At 68.1% G+C, this 21,497-nt stretch carries 19 protein-coding genes; 4 read left to right on the forward strand and 15 right to left on the reverse strand.

Annotation, left to right across the window (positions count from 1 at the left end):
- Nucleotide 1 precedes the first annotated feature (1 nt).
- The 5 genes from FHU31_RS17115 to secA2 form a co-directional block, all read right to left on the reverse strand.
- Nucleotides 2-778: a DUF881 domain-containing protein gene (locus FHU31_RS17115; protein WP_167160156.1), complete on the reverse strand. Its 777-nt coding sequence runs from the start codon at nucleotides 776-778 to the stop codon at nucleotides 2-4.
- Nucleotides 775-1,107 (reverse strand): small basic family protein, encoded by a 333-nt coding sequence (locus FHU31_RS17120; RefSeq protein ID WP_090360930.1) that lies wholly within the window; start codon nucleotides 1,105-1,107, stop codon nucleotides 775-777. Before FHU31_RS17120 ends, FHU31_RS17115 begins: the two co-directional genes overlap by 4 nt.
- Nucleotides 1,108-1,183: 76 nt before the next feature.
- A complete protein-coding gene (locus FHU31_RS17125) occupies nucleotides 1,184-2,089 on the reverse strand; it encodes a DUF881 domain-containing protein (protein ID WP_167160158.1) in 906 nt (301 codons plus the stop codon).
- Complete coding sequence (locus tag FHU31_RS17130) at nucleotides 2,082-2,720, reverse strand: CDP-alcohol phosphatidyltransferase family protein (RefSeq protein WP_167160160.1); 639 nt, start codon at nucleotides 2,718-2,720, stop codon at nucleotides 2,082-2,084. The genes FHU31_RS17125 and FHU31_RS17130 overlap by 8 nt, the downstream gene beginning before the upstream one ends.
- A 9-nt stretch (nucleotides 2,721-2,729) precedes the next feature.
- Nucleotides 2,730-5,066 (reverse strand): accessory Sec system translocase SecA2, encoded by a 2,337-nt coding sequence (gene secA2, locus FHU31_RS17135; protein WP_457920354.1) that lies wholly within the window; start codon nucleotides 5,064-5,066, stop codon nucleotides 2,730-2,732.
- A 91-nt stretch (nucleotides 5,067-5,157) separates the two neighbouring features.
- Between secA2 and FHU31_RS17140 the strand changes: the two genes are divergently transcribed.
- The 3 genes from FHU31_RS17140 to FHU31_RS17150 are packed head-to-tail and all read left to right on the forward strand — an operon-like array spanning nucleotide 5,158 to nucleotide 10,986.
- Nucleotides 5,158-7,080, forward strand: a complete 1,923-nt coding sequence (locus FHU31_RS17140) for an ABC transporter ATP-binding protein/permease (protein ID WP_167160164.1) — start codon at nucleotides 5,158-5,160, stop codon at nucleotides 7,078-7,080.
- A gap of 46 nt (nucleotides 7,081-7,126) precedes the next feature.
- On the forward strand, nucleotides 7,127-9,052 hold the full coding sequence (locus FHU31_RS17145) for an ABC transporter ATP-binding protein/permease (protein WP_167160166.1): 1,926 nt from the start codon (nucleotides 7,127-7,129) through the stop codon (nucleotides 9,050-9,052).
- 26 nt (nucleotides 9,053-9,078) lie between these two features.
- A complete protein-coding gene (locus FHU31_RS17150; RefSeq protein ID WP_167160167.1) occupies nucleotides 9,079-10,986 on the forward strand; it encodes an ABC transporter ATP-binding protein/permease in 1,908 nt (635 codons plus the stop codon).
- Between the two features lies 1 nt (nucleotide 10,987).
- Here FHU31_RS17150 and FHU31_RS17155 read toward each other — a convergent pair whose 3' ends face one another.
- Genes FHU31_RS17155 through FHU31_RS17165 form a run of 3 tightly spaced genes read right to left on the reverse strand, consistent with a single transcriptional unit; the run spans nucleotide 10,988 to nucleotide 13,751 of the window.
- A complete protein-coding gene (locus tag FHU31_RS17155) occupies nucleotides 10,988-12,487 on the reverse strand; it encodes an FAD-binding protein (protein WP_167160169.1) in 1,500 nt (499 codons plus the stop codon).
- Nucleotides 12,480-13,019, reverse strand: a complete 540-nt coding sequence (locus FHU31_RS17160; RefSeq protein ID WP_167160171.1) for a VOC family protein — start codon at nucleotides 13,017-13,019, stop codon at nucleotides 12,480-12,482. The genes FHU31_RS17155 and FHU31_RS17160 overlap by 8 nt, the downstream gene beginning before the upstream one ends.
- A gap of 45 nt (nucleotides 13,020-13,064) precedes the next feature.
- Nucleotides 13,065-13,751, reverse strand: coding sequence for a TetR/AcrR family transcriptional regulator (locus FHU31_RS17165; protein ID WP_167160173.1), 687 nt, complete (start codon nucleotides 13,749-13,751; stop codon nucleotides 13,065-13,067).
- 105 nt (nucleotides 13,752-13,856) lie between these two features.
- On the opposite strand from FHU31_RS17165, the gene FHU31_RS17170 reads away from it, so the two are divergent.
- Entirely contained in the window at nucleotides 13,857-14,297 is a 441-nt protein-coding gene (locus FHU31_RS17170) for an RsfS/YbeB/iojap family protein (protein ID WP_167160175.1), read from the forward strand.
- Here the strand turns inward: FHU31_RS17170 and FHU31_RS17175 are convergent.
- From FHU31_RS17175 to FHU31_RS17205, 7 genes are all read right to left on the reverse strand, one after another.
- Complete coding sequence (locus FHU31_RS17175; RefSeq protein WP_409371176.1) at nucleotides 14,210-14,968, reverse strand: Rv1815 family serine proteinase; 759 nt, start codon at nucleotides 14,966-14,968, stop codon at nucleotides 14,210-14,212. The genes FHU31_RS17170 and FHU31_RS17175 overlap by 88 nt on opposite strands.
- A 139-nt stretch (nucleotides 14,969-15,107) precedes the next feature.
- Nucleotides 15,108-15,731, reverse strand: coding sequence for a LysM peptidoglycan-binding domain-containing protein (locus FHU31_RS17180; RefSeq protein WP_167160177.1), 624 nt, complete (start codon nucleotides 15,729-15,731; stop codon nucleotides 15,108-15,110).
- A 110-nt stretch (nucleotides 15,732-15,841) separates the two neighbouring features.
- Nucleotides 15,842-17,239 (reverse strand): NAD(P)/FAD-dependent oxidoreductase, encoded by a 1,398-nt coding sequence (locus FHU31_RS17185; RefSeq protein ID WP_167160179.1) that lies wholly within the window; start codon nucleotides 17,237-17,239, stop codon nucleotides 15,842-15,844.
- Complete coding sequence (locus FHU31_RS17190) at nucleotides 17,236-18,387, reverse strand: cation:proton antiporter (protein ID WP_167160181.1); 1,152 nt, start codon at nucleotides 18,385-18,387, stop codon at nucleotides 17,236-17,238. Before FHU31_RS17190 ends, FHU31_RS17185 begins: the two co-directional genes overlap by 4 nt.
- A 4-nt stretch (nucleotides 18,388-18,391) precedes the next feature.
- Nucleotides 18,392-18,874, reverse strand: coding sequence for a cation:proton antiporter regulatory subunit (locus tag FHU31_RS17195; protein ID WP_167160183.1), 483 nt, complete (start codon nucleotides 18,872-18,874; stop codon nucleotides 18,392-18,394).
- 36 nt (nucleotides 18,875-18,910) lie between these two features.
- Nucleotides 18,911-19,894, reverse strand: a complete 984-nt coding sequence (locus FHU31_RS17200; RefSeq protein ID WP_167160185.1) for a sterol desaturase family protein — start codon at nucleotides 19,892-19,894, stop codon at nucleotides 18,911-18,913.
- Nucleotides 19,895-19,917: 23 nt separating this feature from the next.
- Entirely contained in the window at nucleotides 19,918-21,444 is a 1,527-nt protein-coding gene (locus FHU31_RS17205) for a carboxylesterase/lipase family protein (RefSeq protein ID WP_263987848.1), read from the reverse strand.
- Nucleotides 21,445-21,497: the final 53 nt, after the last annotated feature.

Genomic DNA, 21,497 nt, shown 5'->3' on the forward strand with positions numbered 1-21,497 from the left:
CTCATTTGACTGGCTGAGCGTATTGGCGTGGTTTCGGTTGTCGCAAGGCGGTCACGTCGACGCGGTCGGATTGGCTGACCGTCATGGTGCCACCGACCCGCTCCACGCTGTCGATCGCGCCACCCGGAATGTTCAGCGCGGCCGCCAGGGTCGGTGGATCACCAATGGCCAGAATCGAATACGGCGGGCTCAGGGTGGTGCTGTCGATGATCAACGCCCCGGGCGACCCCACCACCCAGGTGTCCACGCCCACCCGCACCGATCCGTTTCCCGCCTGGCCGCCGCCGACCTGCATGGCCTCGGCCCCCGCGGCCCGTAGTTCGTTGATCACGTCGAGCATGGTTTCCGGTGACACGCCGCGCGCCGCGTCGTCGATGGTGATGCTGACACCGGGCCCGGTCGCGGCGACCGTGCCGATGAGGATGGACAGCGCCGCCAGCCGCGCCTGCGCGTTCTCGATGGCGGCCTGATCGCTGCTGCCGGAGGCCTGCAACGACGACAGCGTCCGCTGCAGATCGCCGACCTCGGTGTTCAGGGCAGCCTCGCGCTGCTGCAGAGAATCGAGCAGCACCAGCAGGTCCGCGGGCCGTGCCGTTTCCAACGAGTCACCCGACTCGGTCTGGCGCACCTGGGTGACAATCGCCACACCGAGGAGCAGCACCAGCAGCGCGGCCAGCGCGCCGAACATCCGTTGCGAGCGGGTGCGGCGTCTGGGCGGCTCGGCACCGGGGGCCCGCTCGTGGCGTCCGTGTTCGGGTTGCTCGGCCGGCACGGTCATGCCCCGAACAGCCGGCGCCGCAGCGCGGCCGCATTGCCGAAGATGCGGATACCGAGCACCACGATGATCGCGGTGGACAGCTGGGTACCGACGCCGAGTTGATCACCGACGAAGACGATGAGTGCGGCCACCAACACGTTGAACACGAACGACACGACGAACACCTTCGCGTCGAAGATCCGCTCCAGATAGGCGCGCATACCACCGAACACCGCGTCCAGCGCCGCCACCACCGCGATGGGCAGATACGGCTGGATCGCTTCCGGAACACTGGGGTGGAACACCAGGCCCAGCACGATGCCGACGGCGAGTGCGGCGATTCCGATCATGGCTGTCCCTGTTTCGATCTCACGGCTGGCTGCTGCCCATTCTGTCCAACGCCCCATCTGCTCGGGCCCAATCTGCTCAGGGCCCAATCTGCTTGGCGAAGCGGAGCTCTCGGACCGAGCTGGCTGCGACGGTGAGCGCTTCTCCGGTACTGACCGTAACGCCGACACCGTAGGACTTCTCCAGCAGCGCGAGCCGCTGCCGGCCCGCGCTGTGACCGAACGCCTCTTGCATGGCATGCGGTGGGCCGATCGCGATGACGGTGTACGGGCTGCCGATGGGCTGGTTGTCGACCAGGATGCCGCCGCCGGCCTGCCGAATGGTGACGTTCGGCCCGATCCGCACACCGCCCACCGCGATCGCTTCGGCACCGCTGACCCACAACGAATTCACCACCAGTTGCAGATCGCGGTCCAGGATGACCTGCCGGCTGCCCGCCACCCGCTGCTTGGACACATCGGTGAGGTCACGGGATACACCCGGATCGGTGACGACCACCGTCACACCCGGACCGATGACCGGGGTGGCCGCCGCCGCGAACGAATCCCGGTCCAGGTCGGCAAGCAGCGCGCGGCCACGCTCGTCGCCGGCCAGCCGGCTGCGACGCTCACCCTCGACCCGCGAGGTGAGCGCGTCACGGCCGGCGGCCAGTGCGTCGGTACGGGATTCGGCGGCCCGGACGCTGCCGGAGAGAACCTGCTGGGCGGCCCGATTGGCCGGGGCCGCCGTCTGCGCCTGCGCCACCGCCACGGCGAACACCGTTGCCACGCCCAGACCGGCCAGCACCTGCCACGCCCAGCTCATTCGGCGGGTGCCGCCCTCGGCGCGCCGGCGGGCGGCCGCCGCGTAGCCGGGATCGAGATGATCCGACAGCAGCGACCGCAGCAGCGAGGGAACCGGGATGCGTTGCGGCGCACCCGCTTCGTGGGTGTTGAGCCCTACCTGCGGCTCATACCCGCCGAGTGAGCGCGACGCCTCAGCCACGCCGGACCACCAGGACGACCTGGAACAGGTAGAGCACGGCCGACCACAGGTACAGGGCCATTCCCCAGATCAGGAAGGCCCATCCGATGGCCAGGATCACCCGGCTCCACAAGGCGTCGAACTGGCCGAGCAGCACCAGCGGGAAGCCCGACATGAGGGCGAAGGTGGCCGCCTTGCCGATATAGGTGACCGGCAGGGCGGTGAGACCGTGCCGGCGCAGCACCGGCAAGGTCGCGGCCAGCATCAGGTCGCGGCCGATGAGCGTGACGACGAACCACCAGGGCACCACGCCGGCAGCGGCCAACGCCAGTGGGGTCACCAGCATGTAGATGCGGTCCACCGCGGGGTCGAGCAACTCCCCCAGCCGCGACGACTGGTTGTCGAACAGGCGGGCGATCTTGCCGTCGGCCCAGTCGGAGAAACCGCTGAACATCAGGACCGCCACCGCGAATCCGTTGGCGTGCACCACCAACAGCAGGTACAGGAACACCGGCACGAGAGCCAACCGCAGCACGCTCAGGGCGTTCGGGATGGTCAGCACCCGGTCCGAGCCCTCAGGCCGAGTGCTTTCCCGGGTCGCTTCGCTCTCCCCCGCACGCGGGAGGTGCCCCTTGCCCTCCGGTGCCCCCATGCGCCAAACCTAGCGGAACACGCCAGGCAGGCTGAGCGCCGACATCGCGTTATCCGCCAGCGGATCGTCGTGAATCATGTACGTCCACGTCGAGGTCGGCCGGGCCAGCTTGGACAGGTCGAGACCGACATCACCGCCGACGATGTCGGCGGTGTCGAACGTCTGCTGGGCGGCCTCGATGGCGTCGGCGGCCAGCGACGCGAACGCGTCGACCGCCATGCGGTGGAACTCGTCGAGCGGACTCTGGTTGCCCAGCGCACGCAGGCTGATGCTCTCCCGGATATCGGCCAGATACGCCAGGTGGTCGGCCCAGCCGCGGTCCAGGTGGTACAGCATGATCAGCCGGGCGATCTCCTCCAACCGCTCCTCCGACACTTGCTCGGCGATCTCCTGATAGCGCTTGGGTGAGCGCTCGGCGAGCTCCTCGCGGGCGGCCGCGGTACGCAGCAGCGTGTCGCGCCGGTCCACCAGGATGGCCCGCTGCTGCGCGGTCAGCTGGTTGTAGCGCCACGTATTGGCATGCAGGTCAAGCAGTTTGCCCTCGGCGATGCGCTGCGCGTGGTCGAGCAGCGCGGCGGCCTTGGGGCTGGTGATCCGGCCGCTCTCATCGATCTGCAGCGGCAGCTTGTTCGGTTCCAGATGGGCGACCACCACATCGTCCTCCCAGCTGGCGAAGAACACCGACGACCCCGGGTCGCCCTGGCGCCCGGCGCGGCCGCGCAGTTGGTTGTCCAGCCGCTCGGTGTAGTGCCTGCCGGTGCCGATCACGTGCAGCCCGCCCAGTTCGGCGACCGGATCGTGCTCGGACTCGTCGGAACCACCGAGGCGGATATCGGTACCGCGGCCGGCCATCTGAGTCGACACGGTCACCGTGTTCAAGGTGCCGGCCTCGGCGATGACGGCCGCCTCCTCGGCGTCGTTCTTGGCGTTCAGGACGACGGCGGGCACCCCGGCCTTCACCAGCCGCTCGTGCAACTCCTCGGATTCGGCGACGTCGCGGGTACCCACCAGGATGGGCTGGCCCGTCGCGTGCACCTCGGTGATGTGCTCCACCACGGCGTCGTTCTTGGCCGCGGCGGTGATGTACACCCGATCCGACTCGTCCTCACGGATGTTGGGGGTGTTCGGCGGAATCGGTGACACACCCAGCTTGTAGAACTGGCGCAGCTGCTCACCGGCCGCCAGGGCGGTACCGGTCATCCCGCACACTGTCGGGTACCGGTTGATCAGCGCCTGCACCGTGATGGTGTCCAGCACCTCACCCGTCTCGGTGATCTCGATGCCCTCCTTGGCCTCGACCGCGGCCTGCAAGCCGTCGGGCCAGCGCTGCAACGAGGCGATCCGCCCGCGCGACGCGTTGATCAGGTGCACGGCCTTGTCCCGCACGATGTAGTGCACATCGCGCTCGAGCAGCACGTGCGCGTGCAGGGCGACGTTCACTTCGGTGAGCGTGCTGCCGACATGGTGCTCGGAGTACAGGTCGATACCGCCGAGGGAGGCCTCCAGCTTGCGGGCGCCGGTATCGGTGAGCTGGACGTTGCGCCGTTCGGCGTCGGTCTCGTAGTCGACACCGGACGTCAGCTCGCCGACCAGCCGGATGATCTCCAGGCGCGGGGTCTCGCGGTGCGAGGTGCCGGCCAGCACCAGCGGCACCAGCGCCTCGTCGACCAGCACCGAGTCGGCCTCGTCGATCAGTGCCACGTCCGGACTGGGCGACACCAGATCGTCGACGGAGGTGACCAGCTGGTCGCGCAGCACGTCGAACCCGATCTCGTTGACCGAGCCGTAGGTGACATCGCAGGCGTAGGCCTCGCGGCGCTGCGCGGGTGTGGAGTCGGCGGTGAGCCAACCGACCGTCAGGCCCATCGCCTCCAGCAGGGGGCCCATCCATTCGGCGTCGCGACGGGCCAGGTAGTCGTTGACGGAGATGACGTGCACCTTGCGGCCTGCGATGGCGTAGCCGGCCGCGGCGATGGCACCGGCCAGCGTCTTGCCCTCGCCGGTGGCCATCTCCACCACATCGCCGGCCAGCATGCGCAACGCCCCGAGCAGCTGCACGTCGAACGGACGCAGCGCGATCGCCCGTTCGCTGGCCTCCCTGGCGATGGCCAGGAACTGCGGGATGTCGGAGGATTCCGCGAGCTCGTCCAGGTTCAGCAGGCCAGCAGCCTTGCGCAGCTGTTCGTCGTCGAGGCCTGCGGCCTTCTCCTCGAAGCTCTCCGACGCGCGGACCAGCGTCATCGACTTGGCCTGGTCCTTGTCGGTGCTGGCGCCCAACAGCTTCCAGAACCGGTTACTCAGTCGTCCCGACTTCGGAAGGGCGGTCTTCGGGGTCTTAGCACTCACACGCACAGTCATACGGTACGCGGGCCTGCTGTCGGTGCGGACACGGCGCCACCTGCGGCGCTAAGGCCGCCGCGCGCGGTAATTTCACCCGATGGACGGGGTATTGCTCGGCCCGGCGATCGACTGGAGCACCGAATTCCTCCGTTCGTCGCTGTGGATCTGCAACGCCGCGGTGATCTCCGCGGTGAGCCTGCTGGTGGTCGCGGTGCTCATCGGCCGGACCTGTGAATGGGGCCGGCAGTTCTGGCGCATCACCGGCGCCTACTTCACCGGGCCCGGCCGCCTGCGGGTGTGGCTGGTGCTGGCCGCCCTGCTGGTCTCGACGGTCACCGCGGTGCGGATCAACATCCTGCTGAGCTACTACACCAACGACCTGTTCAGCTCGCTACAGCAGGCGTTCCGGGCCGACGGATCGGCCGAGACCGGGGTGCACGGTTTCTGGGCGGCGATGCTGATCTTCGCGATCCTGGCGTCGTTGTACGTGGCGCGGTTCTTCCTCGACCTGTACCTCACCCAGCGTTTCCTCATCGGCTGGCGGGTGTGGCTCACCCGGCGCACCCTCGGCGACTGGCTCGACGGGCATGCCTACTATCGGTGCCGGTTCAACCGGGATCCCGACGGACGCGCCGACAATCCGGATCAGCGCATCCAGGCCGATGTCGACATCGTGACGACCGGCTCCCGGGAACCGAACAACCCGACCTTCGGATCCGGGCACATGCTCATCTTCGGTGCGGTCGAGGCGCTGCTGACGGTGGTGTCGTTCGGGGTGATCCTGTGGGGCCTGTCCGGCCCGCTGACCGTGCTGGGCGTGACGGTGCCGCGGGCGTTGTTCTGGGTGGTGATCGGCTACGTGGCGGTGGCGACACTGGTGGCCTTCGTCATCGGCCGGCCACTGATCCGGCTGAGCTTCCTCAACGAGGTCCGCAACGCGGGTTTCCGGTACACGATGATCCGGATGCGCGAGGCCGGCGCGGCCGTGAGCCTGTACCGCGGCGAGGACGCCGAACGCGAGGCCCTGGTCGGTCGGCTGGGCTCGGTGATCGACAACTACCGCCACTGGCTGCACCGCAGCATGCTGTTCCTCGGCTGGAACGTGTCGGTGAGCCAGGCCATCAACCCGCTGCCCTATATCGTGCAGGCGCAACGCCTGTTCGCCGGTGAGATCTCGTTCGGCGATGTCATGCAGTCGGCGACCGCGTTTCACGCCGTGCACGACGCGCTGTCGTTCTTCCGCAACGCCTACGACGAGTTCGCCGGGTTCCGGGCGGCGCTGATGCGGCTGGACGGGTTGCACGACGCCAACGCCCGGGCGCGCGCGCTGCCGGTGCTGCCCCGCACGGGCGCACCCACCGGGGCGAGCGAAGCGACGGGGAATCGATGCGCCGGGCTGCGGCTGCATCAGGTCGAGGTGCGCACCCCGGCGGGTGAACCGCTGATCGGCGGGATCGATCTCAGCCTCGACCCCGGCGACTGGCTGGTGATCACCGGCCCGTCCGGCTGCGGGAAGACTGCCCTGTTGCAGAGCCTGGCGGGGCTGTGGCCCTACACGTCGGGCCGGGTGGATTTCCCGGCCGGCGAGACGATGTTCGTCCCGCAGATGCCCTACCTTCCGCTGGGATCGCTGCGCACCGTGCTGTGTTATCCCCGGCTTGCCGGCACCAGCCCCGACGACGAGATCCAGCGGGTGCTGCTCAAGGTGGCGCTGCCGCAGCTGGTCATCAGGCTCGGCGAGGTGGCCGACTGGGCGCGCACGCTCTCACCCGGCGAGCAGCAGCGCATCGCCTTCGCCCGGATACTGCTGACCCGCCCGGATGTGGTGTTCCTCGACGAGGCCAGCTCGGCGCTCGACGAGGGTCTGGAGCTCACGCTCTATCAATTGCTGCGCACCGAGCTGCCGGGTGCCACGGTGGTGAGCGTGAGTCACCGCCGCAGCGTCGAACGATTCCACGGCCACCGGCTGGAGCTGCTCGGCGGCGGGCGGTGGAGAACCGGTCGGCTCGTGGCGAGCTGACCACCTATAAGCAGCCCAGCGAGGGTTGTGCGGGTACCTTGCCGGGATGGAGATGTTCACCCCATCGCTGGATTGGGGCGCCGAGCTACCGAAGTCACTGTGGTGGATCGCCACCGTCTGGGTGTACACCGCGATACCGACGCTGATCGTCCTCACGCTGATCGGCCGGTTCACCACCTGGGGCCAACAGTTCTGGCGGATCACCGGCGGATACTTCACCGGCCGCGCGAGCGTCGTGGTGTGGGTGTGGTTGTCGGGAATTCTGCTCTCGGTGATCATCGGCGTGCGCCTGGACGTGCTGCTCAGCTATCAGGGCAACGACATGATGAGCGCCGCCCAGACCGCCTTCGAAGGCATCGGCGGGGGCGACCAGACCGTCAAGGACTCGGGCGTGAGCGGTTTCTGGTGGGCCTGGGCGCATTTCGCCGTACTGGCAACGGTGCACGTGGCGCGCATGATGCTCGACCTGTTCGTGACACAGCGTTTCCTGATTCGGTGGCGCGCCTGGCTCACCGATCACCTCACCGGTGACTGGCTCGACGGCAAGGCGTACTACCGCAGCAGGTTCATCGACGACACCATCGACAACCCGGATCAGCGTATCCAGTCCGATATCGACGTCTTCACCAACGGAGCGGGTCCCCTGCCGGCCAATCCGAACACCCTGAGCGCGAACATGTTGCTGTTCGGTGCCATCGAGGCCATCGTGAGCGTCGCGTCGTTCGCAGTCATCCTGTGGAATCTGTCCGGCGAGCTCACACTGTTCGACGTCACCCTGCCCAGGGCGATGTTCTGGATCGCCATCGTCTACGTCGTGGTCGCCACGATCATCGCGTTCTGGATCGGTCGCCCCCTCATCCAGTTGACCTTCAACAACGAGAAGTTCAACGCCGCCTTCCGGTACGCCCTGGTGCGACTGCGCGACGCCGCCGAATCGGTGGCCTTCTACCGCGGTGAGAACGCCGAACGGGTGCAGCTGCGGCAGCGCTTCGCCCCGATCGTGGCGAACTACAAACGCTTCATCAACCGCTCGGTGAAGTTCTACGGCTGGAACGTCTCCATCAGCCAGATCATCGTGCCGCTGCCGTGGATCGTCCAGGCCCCGCGGATGTTCGCCGGCCAGATCAGACTGGGTGACATCTCGCAGACCTCTTCAGCCTTCAGTCAGATCCAGGGCGGGCTGTCGTACTTCCGCAACACCTATGACCAGTTCGCCGGGTGGCGGGCGTCGATCATCCGTCTGCACGGACTGGTGATCGCCAACGAGGAGGGTCGGGCGCTGCCCGAACTGACGGTCGAGCCGAGCCGGGACTGCCTGGTCGAACTCGACAACGTCGAGGTGCGCACCCCCCTGGGTGATCCCCTGGTCCAGGATCTGAACCTGCGCCTGGAAAGCGGTGACACGCTCATCGTCACCGGTCGGTCCGGGTCCGGTAAGACGACGCTGCTGCGCAGCCTGGCGCAGCTGTGGCCGTTCACCACGGGCACGTTCCGGTACCCACAGGCCGACCACCAGACCATGTTCCTGTCCCAGATGCCGTATGTGCCGCTGGGCGATCTGCGCGCGGTGGTGTCCTACCCGCAGGAGCCCGGCAGCATCCCCGACGAGCGACTGCACTGGGCCTTGAACAAGGTGTCGCTGCCGCAGTGCTCCAAGCGACTGGGTGAGGTCGCCGACTGGGTGAAGGTGCTCTCCCCCGGTGAGCAGCAGCGGATCGCGTTCGCGCGGGTGCTGCTGACCCGGCCACGCGCGGTGTTCCTCGACGAGGCCACCTCCGCGCTCGACGAGGGCTTGGAGTACACGATGTACGACCTGGTGCGCACGGAGCTGCCGGAGACCATTCTGGTGAGCGTCACGCACCGCAGCACCGTGGGCCAGCACCACGAGAAGTACCTGCACCTGCACGGTGGCGGGCGCTGGTCCCTCGGCGATGTGGACGACGCGGTCGAAGACGAAGTCAGCCCCGTCTGAGGACTGCGGTCGGGTAGCTTCCCGGCATGGAGATGTTCAGCCAGTCCCTGGACTGGGGAAACGAGATCCTGGCGTCGCTGTGGTGGATCACCAAGGCGTGGGTGCTCAGCGCGGTGATCGCGGTCGCGGTACTGGCGTTTCTCGCCCGGTTCACCACCTGGGGGCGGCAGTTCTGGCATGTCACCCGCGGGTATTTCGTTGGGCGTCAGAGCATTCCGGTGTGGGGCCTGCTGGGTGTGCTGCTGTTGTCGGTCATGGTGTCGGTACGGATGGACGTGCTGTTCAGCTACTACGCCAACGACCAGTACACCGCGCTGCAAGTCGCGTTCGAGGGGGCCGGGGCCGGGAACGAGGCCGTCCGCAACTCCGGTGTCGACGGATTCTGGAAGTCGATCCTGATCTTCGTAGGGCTGCTCGTCGCCGATATCTCGCGCACCGTGGCCGACCTGTATCTGATGCAGCACTTCATCATTCGCTGGCGGGTATGGCTGACCGATCACCTGACCGGTGATTGGCTCGGCGATCGTGCCTATTACCGCAACCGGTTCGTGGCGGCGTTCGGCGGCGTCCCGATCGACAATCCGGACCAGCGCATCCAGCAGGACATCGACGTCTTCACCACCGGGACCGGACCGGAGACCAACACCTTCACCGTCGGCACCGCGCAGACGCTGTTCTTCGGCACGGTGAACTCGGTTCTGTCGGTGGTCGCCTTCACCCCGATCCTGTGGAATCTGGCCGGCCCGTTGTCCTTGTTCGGGGTGACGATCCCCAAAGCCCTGTTCTGGCTGGCCCTGCTGTGGGTCGCGATGACCACCGTGGTGGCGTTCTGGATCGGCAAGCCGATCATCCGGCTGACGTTCCGCAACGAGCTCACCAACGCGGCGTTTCGGTATGCGCTGGTGCGTATCCGCGACGCCGCCGAGGCGGTCAGCCTCTACCGCGGCGAGGACACCGAGCGCCGCTCGCTGTCGGAACGCTTCGGCCGGATCATCGCGAACTACCGCAGACTCGTGCTGCGGGGTGTCGCGTTCATGGGCTGGAACCGCTCGGTGAGCCAGCTCGTCTCCCCGCTGCCGCTGATCGTGCAGGCGCCGCGGCTGTTCGCCGGCGAGCTCAACCTCGGGGATGTCACACAGTCGGCGGGTGCCTTCGGCTCGGTGCAGAGCTCGCTCAGTTTCTTCCGCGCCGTGTACGACTCGTTCGCCGGCTATCGCGCCGCCATCATCCGGCTGGACGGGTTGGTGACGGCGAACGAACAGGCCAGGGAGCTACCGCGGTTGGCCGCGACGGTGAGTGCCGATGGCGCCGTCGTGATCAGCGATGTCGAGGTGCGCTCGCCGCACGGGGTGCCGCTCGTCGACGACCTGCAGGTCCGACTGCGCCCCGGCGACTCGCTGGTCATCACCGGACCGTCGGGCACCGGCAAGACGACGCTGCTCCGCAGCGTGGCGCAACTCTGGCCGTACGCCTCGGGTGCTGTCGCTCACCCGGCGGAGACGATGTTCCTGTCCCAGCTCCCCTACGCCCCGCTCGGAGATCTGCGCGCCGTGCTCAGTTACCCCGCCGCCGCGGGCGCCTTCCCCGACGATGCGATCCGCGACACGCTGGCGGCCGTCACGCTGGGGCATCTGGCGACGCGACTCGACGAGGACTCCGACTGGGGTAAGGAACTCTCCCCCGGTGAACAGCAACGCATCGCCTTTGCCCGGGTGCTGCTGGCGCGCCCCCGAGCGGTGTTCCTCGATGAGGCCACCTCGGCACTGGACGCCGGGCAGGAGTTCGCGATGTACACCACCTTGCGAGACCGGCTGCCCGACACCATCGTCGTGAGCGTCAGCCATCGAGACAGTGTCGACCGCCATCACGAGCAACGGCTGGAATTGCTCGGCGAGGGCCGTTGGAGTTTGACACCGCTGGCCGCCGCCCTCTGACTCAGCGCGCCACGGCGTGCGCCGCGGCCCGGCGCGCCGCGTGCCCGCCCGCCCGCCGCCCGAAGAACGAACCCTCGCCCAACTGCGTGCCGCTGGCGTAGCCCTCACCGTCCTGGGCGATGTTGGACGCGCACGCCCCGGCGGCGTACAGACCGGGCACGGCGCCACCGTCCTCGCGCAGTACCTCGCCGTCCAGCGACACGACCAACCCGCCCATGGTGAAACCGGAGTACATGGCGACGCCCAGGGACAGGTCGAAGGCGGCGAACGGCCCGGTGTCCTGTGCGGCGATGTAGTCGGGCTGCTTGTGGAAGTCGGGATCCTCGTGGTTCGCGGCGTTGGCGTTGTAGCGCTCCAGCGTCGCGGCCAGGTTGCCGGCCGGGATGCCCAGGGCCGCTTCGACTTCGGCGATGGTCTCGTAGCCGTCGATGAACTTGATCAGTGGCATCTCGGGCATCTGCATATGCGCCTCGTCCACGATCAGGTAGGCCTGCTGGTCGGGTTGCCTCAGCACGAAGGCCGAGGTGCGCGAATGGTAGGAGTCCTCGGCGACGAACCGCCGGCCCTGGTTGTTCACGATGACGCCGGTCAGCAGGATCTCCGGCGGGTAGGCGGCCGCGGTGATGAACAGGCCGTCGAGGTTCTTGGCGACACCACCGGCGGAGACACCCAGCCGGATGCCGAGACCGTCGTCGTGCGGGTTGCCCAGGATGTAGGGCTCGACCTCACCGTGGTGCTTGGTCTTGCGCTTCTTGCCCAGCGCCGGGGTGTACTCGGCGACCATCTCGGGGTTCATCGCGAAACCGCCGGCCGCGATGATGACGGCCTTCGTCTTGACCGCGCCGGTGTTGCCGAAGTTCTTCCAGCGCACACCGACGACCGCGCCGTCGTCGACGATCAGGTTGGTCGCCCCGGTCTCGTAGCGGATCTCGACGCCGAGTTCGGCGGCCCGCTTGAGCAGCAGCTGGATCACCATGTCGGCGCCGCCGAGTTCGCCGGGCACGGGCACCGAATGCCCGCGCGGAGCCGGCTTGGCCTGTTCGTTGAACGGCCAGACCTTCTCGTTGCCGGTGTAGGACAGACCCTCGGTGCCCGGGGGCACCACCACCTTGCCCGGGTAGTAGCTGCGCTCGAACTGGAAGCCGAGGGCCTCGAGCCAGTTGAAGTGCTCGACACTGCCCTCACAGTAGGCGCGGATCTTGTCCAGTTCGGGGTCCTTCGACACCGCGACGAGGTACTTGTACATCTCCTCGGCGGAGTCCTCGTGCCCGGTGGCCTGCTGCACCGCGGTGCCCCCACCGAGGTAGAAGTGGCCGCCGGCCATCGAGGTGGTGCCACCGGCCGCGGCGGCGCGTTCCAGCACCAGGACCCGGGCGCCGGCGGCGGCCGCGCTGACGGCCGCGCTCCCGCCCGCGATACCGAATCCGACGACCACGACGTCGAATTCGTCGGACCAGTCGGTGACGTCGCCGGCGTCGGCGGTGTTCGGGATGTCAGTCATGTGTGCTCTCCTGCTGCTGGCGTTTCACGTGGTCGAAGAATGCCTGGATCTCGGGTGGGATGAGGGCGATCTCGATGTACGGGCCCCCCGAAGCGGCCGGGGCGAGCGAAGCGACGGGGAGAGGTTCCGCGCTGACGTAGGCGAACTTCATACCGCCGGGCATCACCCCCTGCTGCACGACGGGCGCGCCCGCGGCGGTGGCGTCGCGCAGGGCCGCCTCGTAGCCGTCCGCATCGGGCGCTGCCACACAGATGTGGTGCAGGCCAGGGCCGACGGTGTCGAGGAATTCGGTGTAGATGCTGTCGCCGCGGACCGGGGCGATCAGTTCGAGCTGGGTGTCCCCGGCGTAGCTCAGCGAGATGTCGGCGACGAAGTCGGCCGGCGCGCCACGGTACTCACAGCTGTCCGGTCCGAAGTGCACGCCGGGCATCCGGACCCAGCTGCGGGCACCGAGCAGCGCGGTGAGCGTGCGTTCGGTGGTGTCGAGGTCACGCGTCACCCACGCAATCTGGACAGGTGTCTGATTGAGCATCGATGTGAGGATATCCCCACCGCGCCATCGTGGCTAGAACGTGTTCTAGTTCTGCCGCAGCGTGTCGATCATCAGCCGGATCTGGCCGTCGAACACGAGGGCGGCATCCGACAGCGTGCCGGGCCCGTACTGCCCGAAGACCTCCATGCTGATCGCACCCACCAGGGTCGCCCACAGCAGGAAGCACTTGAGCAGGACGCGGTCACCGCCGGGAAAGCCGTACTCCGTCCGCAGCGCCGCGAAATCCCCGGATAACGGTTGCGGCAGAGCCTCTTTCGGGTCCGGAACATCCCCGGCCAGAATCCCCTCGGCCACCACCGCGAGCACCGACACGATCATCCGGGTGCCGGGGCCGACCGTGATGTCGGCCGGGGCGCTGTACCCCGGCACCGGACTGCCGTAAAGCAAGGCCCACCGCGCAGGCTGATCGACGGCCCAGACCCGGGCGGCATGCGCCATCGCGACCATCCGGTCCGGCCAGTCGGCGCCGGGATCCGCGGCGGCCGCGGCCTCCACGGCATCGGCGAGTTCGTCGTACGCGTCCACCAACAGCAGGGTCAGCAGATCATCCCGACTGGCGACGTAGCGATAGATCGCCGAGGACACCATGCCCAGGTCGCGAGCGACGGCGCGCAGCGACAGTCCCGCCGCCCCCTCGGTGATCAGGTGACCCCTGCCGATCTCGATGATCTCGGCCTCGATCCGGTCCCGCGCGTCCCGTCGCTTGCCCATGCCGCCAGTCTGACACGAAACGAGATCACTGCTCTTGATTTGTCCGGCGCGCCATGGCATGGTGAAAACAAGAGCACCGCTCTCGAAACTTCGAAGGGACATCCCATGACGACTCGTTACGACGAACCGACCCGCATCGCCAAGGCGGCCAACACCGTGATTCGGCGCTTGGCCGAAGCAGGTATCAGCATTGCGGGCACCCGCGCCCTGCGGGTCCGCGGCAGAAGCACCGGTCGCTGGCAGGACGTGGTGGTCAACGTCCTGACCGTCGACGGCCGCGACTACCTCATCTCACCCCGGGGCAACACCCAGTGGGCGCGTAATGCCCGGGCCGCCGGTTCGGTGCAGATGGGACCGTGGTGGCGCCGGCGGCAGGTGCAGGCGGTGGAGGTCGCCGACAGCGCCAAACCCGAGCTGGTGCGGCGCTACCTCGACCGCTGGTTCTGGGAGGTCAAGAATCACATCGGCGGTTTGACGCCGGACTCCACCGATGCCGAACTGCGGGTGAAGACCGTCGCGATCCCGGTGTTCGAATTGGTCGGCTGAACCGCCACCGCCTCGATGATCTGCTGACCGGTCGACTGGAACGAGACGGCGGCGGGCAGCTGGCCCCAGGTGCTGTTGAACAGGCCGATGATCGCGGCCCGGCCGTCGGCGGTCGGCACATACACCGGCCCGCCGGAATCGCCCTTCTGACTCATCACACCGTTGGTCATGGTGAACCAGCCGTTGTTCACCGAATCGATGGTGCCGCAGGTCTCCCCGGTGATGATGCCGAAGTGGCAGACCGTCTGGCCGGCCTTCTGGACGGCCAGTGCCGGATCCGAGATCAACGGGCGGCCGCCCGGCAGCACGTTGAGCATCTGGACATCGGGGGCCAGCGCGATGGCCTCCCAGTCGGTGATCTGGTAGTCGGTGGTGACGGTCGTGCCGTCGGGGGTGTTGTCCCTGGACATGGTCACCACGCCGATGACGTTGCCGTCCCGGTCGGTCACCGGGCCATCGGCGCGGCAGTGACCGGCGGTCAGGGCGGACCGGGACGCCATGTCGACGTAGCCCAACGTGCACATTGTCGAGCCCTGCCGGATCTCCATCCCCGGATAGACCGTGGGACCGGGGGCCGGAGCCACCGGGCTCGCGCCGGCCGACCCGGCGGCCAGCAAGGCCGGCCCGGCCATCAGCACACCCACAAGGACGCTGAACAGACGTGCGCGCATGACTTCCTCCCGATCCCTCCACCCTCGGTAAGTCTGACGCTACCGGGATGCTGAGGTGTAGATCGGGTAACGGTCCGATCCCGTTACAACAACGCCGGCCCGGATTTCAAGAATCCGGGCCGGCGTGTCGCGAAGAGAATTACGGGATGGTCAGGACCTGGCCCGGGTGGATCAGATCGGGGTTCGCCACCCCGCTCGCGTCGGCGATCCGCTGATACTGGTTGCCGTCGCCGTAGAACCGCTCCGAGATCGCCCACAGGGTGTCACCGGAGACCACAGTGTAGGTGCGCGGGGCCGGCGGAGCGGGCGGCGGTTCCGGCGCGGGAGCCTCGGGTGCCGGAGCCTCCGGGGCGGGCTCTGCCGCCGCGGCCAGTTCCACCTCGGGTTCGGGGGCCGGAGCCTCCTCGGCCGGCGGGGCCGGCGGTGCCTCGTCGGTATCGGTGCCCGACGCCCACGCCACACCGTCGAAGCCGTACAGCACCAGATTGCGATCGTCCTGCAGGATGAGCCGGACGTCCCTGGCACCCTTGGTGTCGGTGTGCCACACCGGCTTGTCCGGGGTGTACAGCACGAAGTTGCCGTCCTCCTGCACCTCGGCACGGACCACGTCCTGCCCGTTGGTCTCGGTGGACCACACGGCGGTGTCCCCGCTGTAGAGCACGAAGTTGCCGTCGTCTTGCAGCGTCACCCGGTAGGCACCGTTGTCGGATGTCAGCGACTGGCCTCGCTCCAGCTTTTCACCCTTGTGAAGTCTGTCTCCCATGCTGTTCTCCCCTGATCGACGGTTGACTTCACCGAGCCTAGTGACGAACGTTTGCCGGCGGGGCGGTTGTGCTCGCGAAAATCAGAACACTTGGCGAACACTGCGTGCGCTCAGGAATCGAACCCGAGCCCCAGCCGGTCCAAGGTGCGCAGCAGGAGGTTGCGACGCCCCGCCGAATGGTCCGCACGGTTCAACGACCAGCGCGTGGCCTGGATGCCCACGCTGGCCAGGGGCTCCGGCGGGAACGGCAGCGGCTTGCGTCGCACCATATCCAATTCTGTTCGCGGCGTGGGCTTTCCGTCCAGCAGGTCCAGACACACATCGGCGGCGAATCGGGCGGCGCCCACGCCCAGGCCGGTGAACCCGTTGACGTAGGCGACCCGCCCGCCGCGGGCGGTACCCCAGTGCGCACAGAACCGGGTATTGGTGTCGATCGCGCCGGCCCAGCGGTGCGTGAACCGGATATCGTCGAGCTGTGGAAAGGTGAGGAAGAAGTGTTCGGCCAGCCGGCGATAGGTCTGCGGCCGGTCCTCGTATGCCGGGTCGACCCGGCGCCCGAAATGGTAGACGGCGTCGTAGCCGCCCCACACGATGCGGTTGTCGGCGGACAGCCGGTAGTAGTGGAATTGGTTGGCGCAATCGCCGACTCCCTGCCGATTGCGCCAGCCGATCCGGTCCAGCTGGGCGTCGGTCAGTGGTTCGGTCGCCAGTACGTAGTCGTACACCGGCACCGTATACGGCCGGTTCCTGCGCAGCAGGCTTCGAAACACGTTGGTGGCCAACACCACCCGTTGCGCGGTGAGCACCGCGGCGCCGGTGTCGACCCGAAGCCCGGACCCCGACGAATCCAGGGACAGGGCGCGGGTGTGCTCGTAGATCACCACCCCGGCTTCGGTCGCCGCCCGGGCCAACTCGAGAGCCAGCTTGGCCGGGTGCACGATCGCCACACTGTCGGCCTCGAAGAGGCCGGCCAGATACGTCGGCGAGGCCACCTCCGCGCGAACCTGCTCGCGGTCCAGGAACGTGCCCTTGTCCGCGGCCGCCAGCTCGCTCACCTGATGCGGTTCGGTGGCCACCGTCAGCATCCCGGTGCGCTCCCACTCCACATCGAGGCCCAGCCGTTCGATATCGGCCGCCATCCCGTCCAGGTTTGCCGTTCCCATGGTGTCGAGCAGATCGATCTCGCCCGGCCACCGCGACTTTCCGTTGTCGTGTCCGTGGGTCAGGCTGGCGTCGACGAAGCCCCCGTTCCGGCCCGAGGCGGCCCAGCCGATCCGCTCGGCCTCGATCAGCACGATGCGCTGTCCGGGGTTGCGCTGCGCGGCGTGCACCGCCGCCCACAATCCGGTGTATCCACCGCCGACGATCAGCAGGTCGCACGTCGCCGCGCCGGACAGCGCGGGATGTTCGGGGCGGGGCAGGTCGAGCCACATCGAGCCGAATGCGCTCGCGGCCAGCGACCGCGTCACCAATCCGGAGTCGACATGCGCATCAAAAGCGGTTTTCACCCCTGCACACTACGCGGGGCGCGCCCACCGATGAACCTCGTCAGCACGGGTCCGGCGATGGCCAGGATGAACACGTAGGGGGTGGCGATCGCCTCGAGGGCGGGCAGCGTGGTGCCCACCAGACCGATGATGACGAGGGAGAACTCACCGCGCACGATCAGCGCCGTCCCGGCGCGCAGCTGGCCGGGGCGGGCCACCCGGTCCCGACGGGCGGCGAACATCCCAGTCGCGACCTTGGTGCCGGCGGTGACGACGGCCAGGGCCAGTGCGGCCGGCAGCATCGGGACCAGATCACCGGGGTTGACCGACAGCCCGATCGCCAGGAAGAAGATGGCGGCGAACAGATCCCGCAGTGGGCTGAGCACCGTGCGGGCGCGATCGGCCGCCTCCCCGGTGAGGGTCAGCCCGACCAGGAACGCCCCGACCGCCGCGGACGCATGGATGAACTCGGCGAGCGCGGCCACGATCAACGTCAGCCCCATGATCCGCAGCAGCAACTGCTCGTTGTCCGGATGTGCGACCAGCCGGCCCACCAGATGTCCCCAGCGGTAGGACGCCACGAACGCCAGCACCAACGCCGAGACGGCGACGCCCATCCCGAACAGGGCGTGGGCCCAGCTGCCCCCGGCCGCCAGGACGGCCAACAGTGGCAGATAGGCCGCCATCGCGAAGTCCTCCAGCACCAGGATGGACAACACCGACGGCGTCTCGCGGTTACCGAGCCGGCGCAGGTCGTCGAGCAGGCGCGCGATCACCCCGGACGACGAGATATAGGTGACCCCGGCCAGCGCCAGGATGCCGACGCCGTCCAGCCCGAGCAGCCAGCCGGCGATCGCACCGGGGACGGAATTGAGCACGAGATCGACCCAGGCCGACGGCAGATGGCGGCGGAGGCTCGCGGCGAACTCACCGATGGAGAACTCCAGGCCAAGGGTCAACAGCAGCAGCACCACTCCGATCGACGCACCGGTCTTGACGAACGCGTCGGCTGCCGGGATATTGGCCACCCCGCCTTCGCCGAGCGCCAGGCCGGCGGCCAGGTACAGCGGGATCGGCGACAGCGCGAACCGGCGGGCGGCCGCGCCCAACACGGTGAGCACGGCGAGGACGATGCCGAGCTCGAGCAGCAGCGCGGCAGATACTTGCACGCCGTCAGCCTTTGTCGACGATGCGCTCGACGCCGGAGATCCCGTCCTCGGTACCGATCACCACCAACACATCGCCGGCACGCAGCGGCTCGGCCGGGCCCGGTGACGCCAGCACCTCCTCCGCACGCACGATCGCCACGATCGATGCACCGGTGCGGGTGCGCGCCCTGGTGTCACCGAGCGCCCGGTCGACGAACGGGCTCTCGGCGCGGATACGCACCTGGCCGGCCGCCAGCCCCGGCACTTCCCGGGTGAGGTCCGCGAAGCGTTCGGCGATCCGGGGCGCGCCCAGGATCTGCGCCAGCGCCTCGGCTTCCTCGTCGCTGAGCCGGAACGCCTCCCTGGCCTGGTCCGGATCTTCTTTCGGATACACCACCAGTTCGAAATCTCCGGTGCGCCGGGCCACCACGCCGATCCGGTTGCCGTCGCGAGTGTCGAATTCGAAGCGCAGCCCGACGCCGGGGAGCAGGACCTCTTTGACATCCATCCGTCCATCCTGGACGAAGGCTGTGGGCCGGCGCCGCTACTTCTGTAAAACGGGCGCGTCGCGGGGTGCCCAGCCGGGCGGCCCGAACGCATAGCCGAGCTTGTCCCGCCACCGCTTCGCCGCGCGGACATCTCGTCCGATGGCCACGTACTCATGGGTCTGCAGTTTCCAGATGTTGTAGGTGTCCACCTGCTTGGTCAGTCCGTAGTGCGGGCGGAACTCCTCGTCGGCGTAGCTACCGAACAATCGATCCCACAGGATGAGGATGCCACCGTAGTTGCGGTCCAGGTACTGCTGGTCCATACCGTGGTGCACCCGGTGGTGCGACGGGGTGTTGAACACGAATTCGAAGGGCCGCCAAAGCTTGTCGATGCGCTCGGTGTGCACCCAGAACTGGTAGATGAGGTTCAGTGAAAAGCTCGCGAACACCGTCCACGGCGGAACGCCCAACAGCGGCAACGGAATCCACATCAGGATCTCACCGCTGTTGTTCCATTTCTGGCGCAGCGCGGTGGCGAAGTTGAAATACTGACTGGAGTGGTGGGCCTGGTGGGTGGCCCAGATCAGCCGCACCCGATGCGCGATGCGGTGGTAGGTGTAGAACAGCAGGTCGACACCGACCAACGCGATCACCCAGGTGTACCACTTCGTTGCCGGCAGATGCCAGGGCGCCAGGTAGGCGTAGATGGCGGCATATGCCAGCAACGCACCACCTTTCCAAGCAGCGGTGGTGGCTACGGACACCAGGCCCATCGACACGCTGGCCCACGCGTCGCGGCGCAGATAGGCCCCGGGCCGCGTGCGCTCTTCCGTCGCTTCGCTCGCCCCCCGGACATCTCCCGTCGCTTCGCTCGCCCCCCGGACATCTCCCGTCGCTTCGCTCGCCCCGGTCAGCGACTCCAGTTTGCGGGCCGCGCTCCACTCCAACACGAGCAGCAGCAGGAAGAACGGGACGGCGAACAGCACCGGATCACGCATCTGCGGTGGCAGCGCGTCGAGTAACGCCCGGATACCGTCCATACCGCTCAGCCTAAACCGGCCCTCTACCGGAAACTCAACACCTCGGCACCCCAGGTCAGCCGTTGTTCACGGTCGGGGTCGGCGACCACCTCGTCCTCGCGGCCGATGATCAGGGTGGCCCGCTCGTCGGGCCGGTAGGCCGGCCAGACCGGCGCGCCCGGTCCCGCGCTGGGGGCGGCGCCGGCGGCGAAGCGGGTCCAGCGTGCCCGCATCCGCTCCGATACCGCGGTGCCGGCGGCCAGCCCGCCGAGTTTGAACGTCGGGTCCTTCGGGCCCATCACCAGATTGCCCCAGACATAAGGCAACTCGGTGGCGTGCGCAGCATCCAGGCGCAGCAGTTTGAGCACCGGGGTAGCCCAGTCGAAGCGGTACATGTACACCGGCGCGACGGCGCTGTGCCCCTCGGCGAACCAGATGGACGGCATCCGGAAGCCGACGTCGCGGGCCACGCCGAGCGCGGGTTTGCGGCCCCGGCCACGGTAGACGGCGGTGATCTCGGCTTCCGTCGGGATCTGAAGGCCCGGCTGTTCGCTGGCGATCGCGGCGAACATATCGCGCAGGGTGTGCGGGGCGATGGGCATCAGCGGGGAACGCATCCAGCGGAACAGCGCCGCTTCGTGCCGGTTCGTCCCGATGATGAGCGGTACCGGATGGGTGCGGCCGGCGCGGGCGGCCTGCACGGGGTAGTCCGGCACCAGGTCGCCGTCGACGATCGGCACGAAGGCCAGCGTCCCCGGAAAACGCCGCGGCACCTCGTTGTACAGGTGTTTGGAGGCGGCGATGATGCTCTCGATCGGGGCTTCGCGCAGGCGGTGCGTCTCACCGGGATGCACGCCGATCCGGTCCAGGAACTGTTCGGCGATCCTGCGGGCGCGGTCACGGTCGTAGACCGACGTGACCGGGGCGCTCTGCGCGATGGCCCGGTGGAACAGTCCCGCCGCGGCGGGACTGGCCATCAGCGTGGTGAGGATGCCGGCGCCGGCGGATTCACCGAACAGCGTGACATTGTCGGGGTCACCACCGAATGCCGCGATATTGCCCTGCACCCAGTTCAGGGCCGAAAGCACGTCGCGCACACCGATATTGGACTCGAATCCGGACCCGAACGACGACAGATCCAGGAACCCCAGCGCACCCAGCCGATAGTTCATCGTCACCACCACGACGTCACCGCCGGCAGCCAGCTCGCGACCGCGGTACAGCGGCTGCGCCGACGAGCCCAGCGCGTAGGCCCCGCCGTGTACCCAGACCATCACCGGTTTCGGCCCCCCGGAGGTCGACGGTGCCCACACATTGAGGGTCAGGCAGTCACCACCCTGCGGGGCGCCCAGATCGAGCGGGATATGCGGATCGGTCTGCTGCGGGCAGACCGGGCCGAAGCGGGTCGCGTCGGCCGGTTCGGTCCAGCGCTGGGGCGGCTGCGGAGCCCGCCAGCGCAGCTCGCCGACCGGCGGCGCGGCATAGCGGATGCCCAGCCACTGGCGCACGATGCCGTCATCGGTGCCACGGACCGGTCCGTACCCGGTGATGGTGTCGGTATCCGGGATCACACGTGCCTCCCTCGATCGAGTGCTGAACCATTCCACGCTACCGGCGTTCGTCG

This window comes from Mycolicibacterium fluoranthenivorans, from assembly GCF_011758805.1.
GTDB lineage: Bacteria > Actinomycetota > Actinomycetes > Mycobacteriales > Mycobacteriaceae > Mycobacterium > Mycobacterium fluoranthenivorans.

What these genes read in the sequence shown, in the direction of transcription:
- FHU31_RS17115 (WP_167160156.1), bottom strand. Translation starts at nt 778, where the DNA reads ATGACCGTGCCGGCCGAGCAACCCGAACACGGACGCCACGAGCGGGCC.
- FHU31_RS17120 (WP_090360930.1), bottom strand. Translation starts at nt 1,107, where the DNA reads ATGATCGGAATCGCCGCACTCGCCGTCGGCATCGTGCTGGGCCTGGTG.
- FHU31_RS17130 (WP_167160160.1), bottom strand. Translation starts at nt 2,720, where the DNA reads ATGGGGGCACCGGAGGGCAAGGGGCACCTCCCGCGTGCGGGGGAGAGC.
- FHU31_RS17140 (WP_167160164.1), top strand. Translation starts at nt 5,158, where the DNA reads ATGGACGGGGTATTGCTCGGCCCGGCGATCGACTGGAGCACCGAATTC.
- FHU31_RS17145 (WP_167160166.1), top strand. Translation starts at nt 7,127, where the DNA reads ATGGAGATGTTCACCCCATCGCTGGATTGGGGCGCCGAGCTACCGAAG.
- FHU31_RS17150 (WP_167160167.1), top strand. Translation starts at nt 9,079, where the DNA reads ATGGAGATGTTCAGCCAGTCCCTGGACTGGGGAAACGAGATCCTGGCG.
- FHU31_RS17155 (WP_167160169.1), bottom strand. Translation starts at nt 12,487, where the DNA reads ATGACTGACATCCCGAACACCGCCGACGCCGGCGACGTCACCGACTGG.
- FHU31_RS17160 (WP_167160171.1), bottom strand. Translation starts at nt 13,019, where the DNA reads ATGCTCAATCAGACACCTGTCCAGATTGCGTGGGTGACGCGTGACCTC.
- FHU31_RS17165 (WP_167160173.1), bottom strand. Translation starts at nt 13,751, where the DNA reads ATGGGCAAGCGACGGGACGCGCGGGACCGGATCGAGGCCGAGATCATC.
- FHU31_RS17170 (WP_167160175.1), top strand. Translation starts at nt 13,857, where the DNA reads ATGACGACTCGTTACGACGAACCGACCCGCATCGCCAAGGCGGCCAAC.
- FHU31_RS17175 (WP_409371176.1), bottom strand. Translation starts at nt 14,968, where the DNA reads ATGCGCGCACGTCTGTTCAGCGTCCTTGTGGGTGTGCTGATGGCCGGG.
- FHU31_RS17180 (WP_167160177.1), bottom strand. Translation starts at nt 15,731, where the DNA reads ATGGGAGACAGACTTCACAAGGGTGAAAAGCTGGAGCGAGGCCAGTCG.
- FHU31_RS17195 (WP_167160183.1), bottom strand. Translation starts at nt 18,874, where the DNA reads ATGGATGTCAAAGAGGTCCTGCTCCCCGGCGTCGGGCTGCGCTTCGAA.
- FHU31_RS17200 (WP_167160185.1), bottom strand. Translation starts at nt 19,894, where the DNA reads ATGGACGGTATCCGGGCGTTACTCGACGCGCTGCCACCGCAGATGCGT.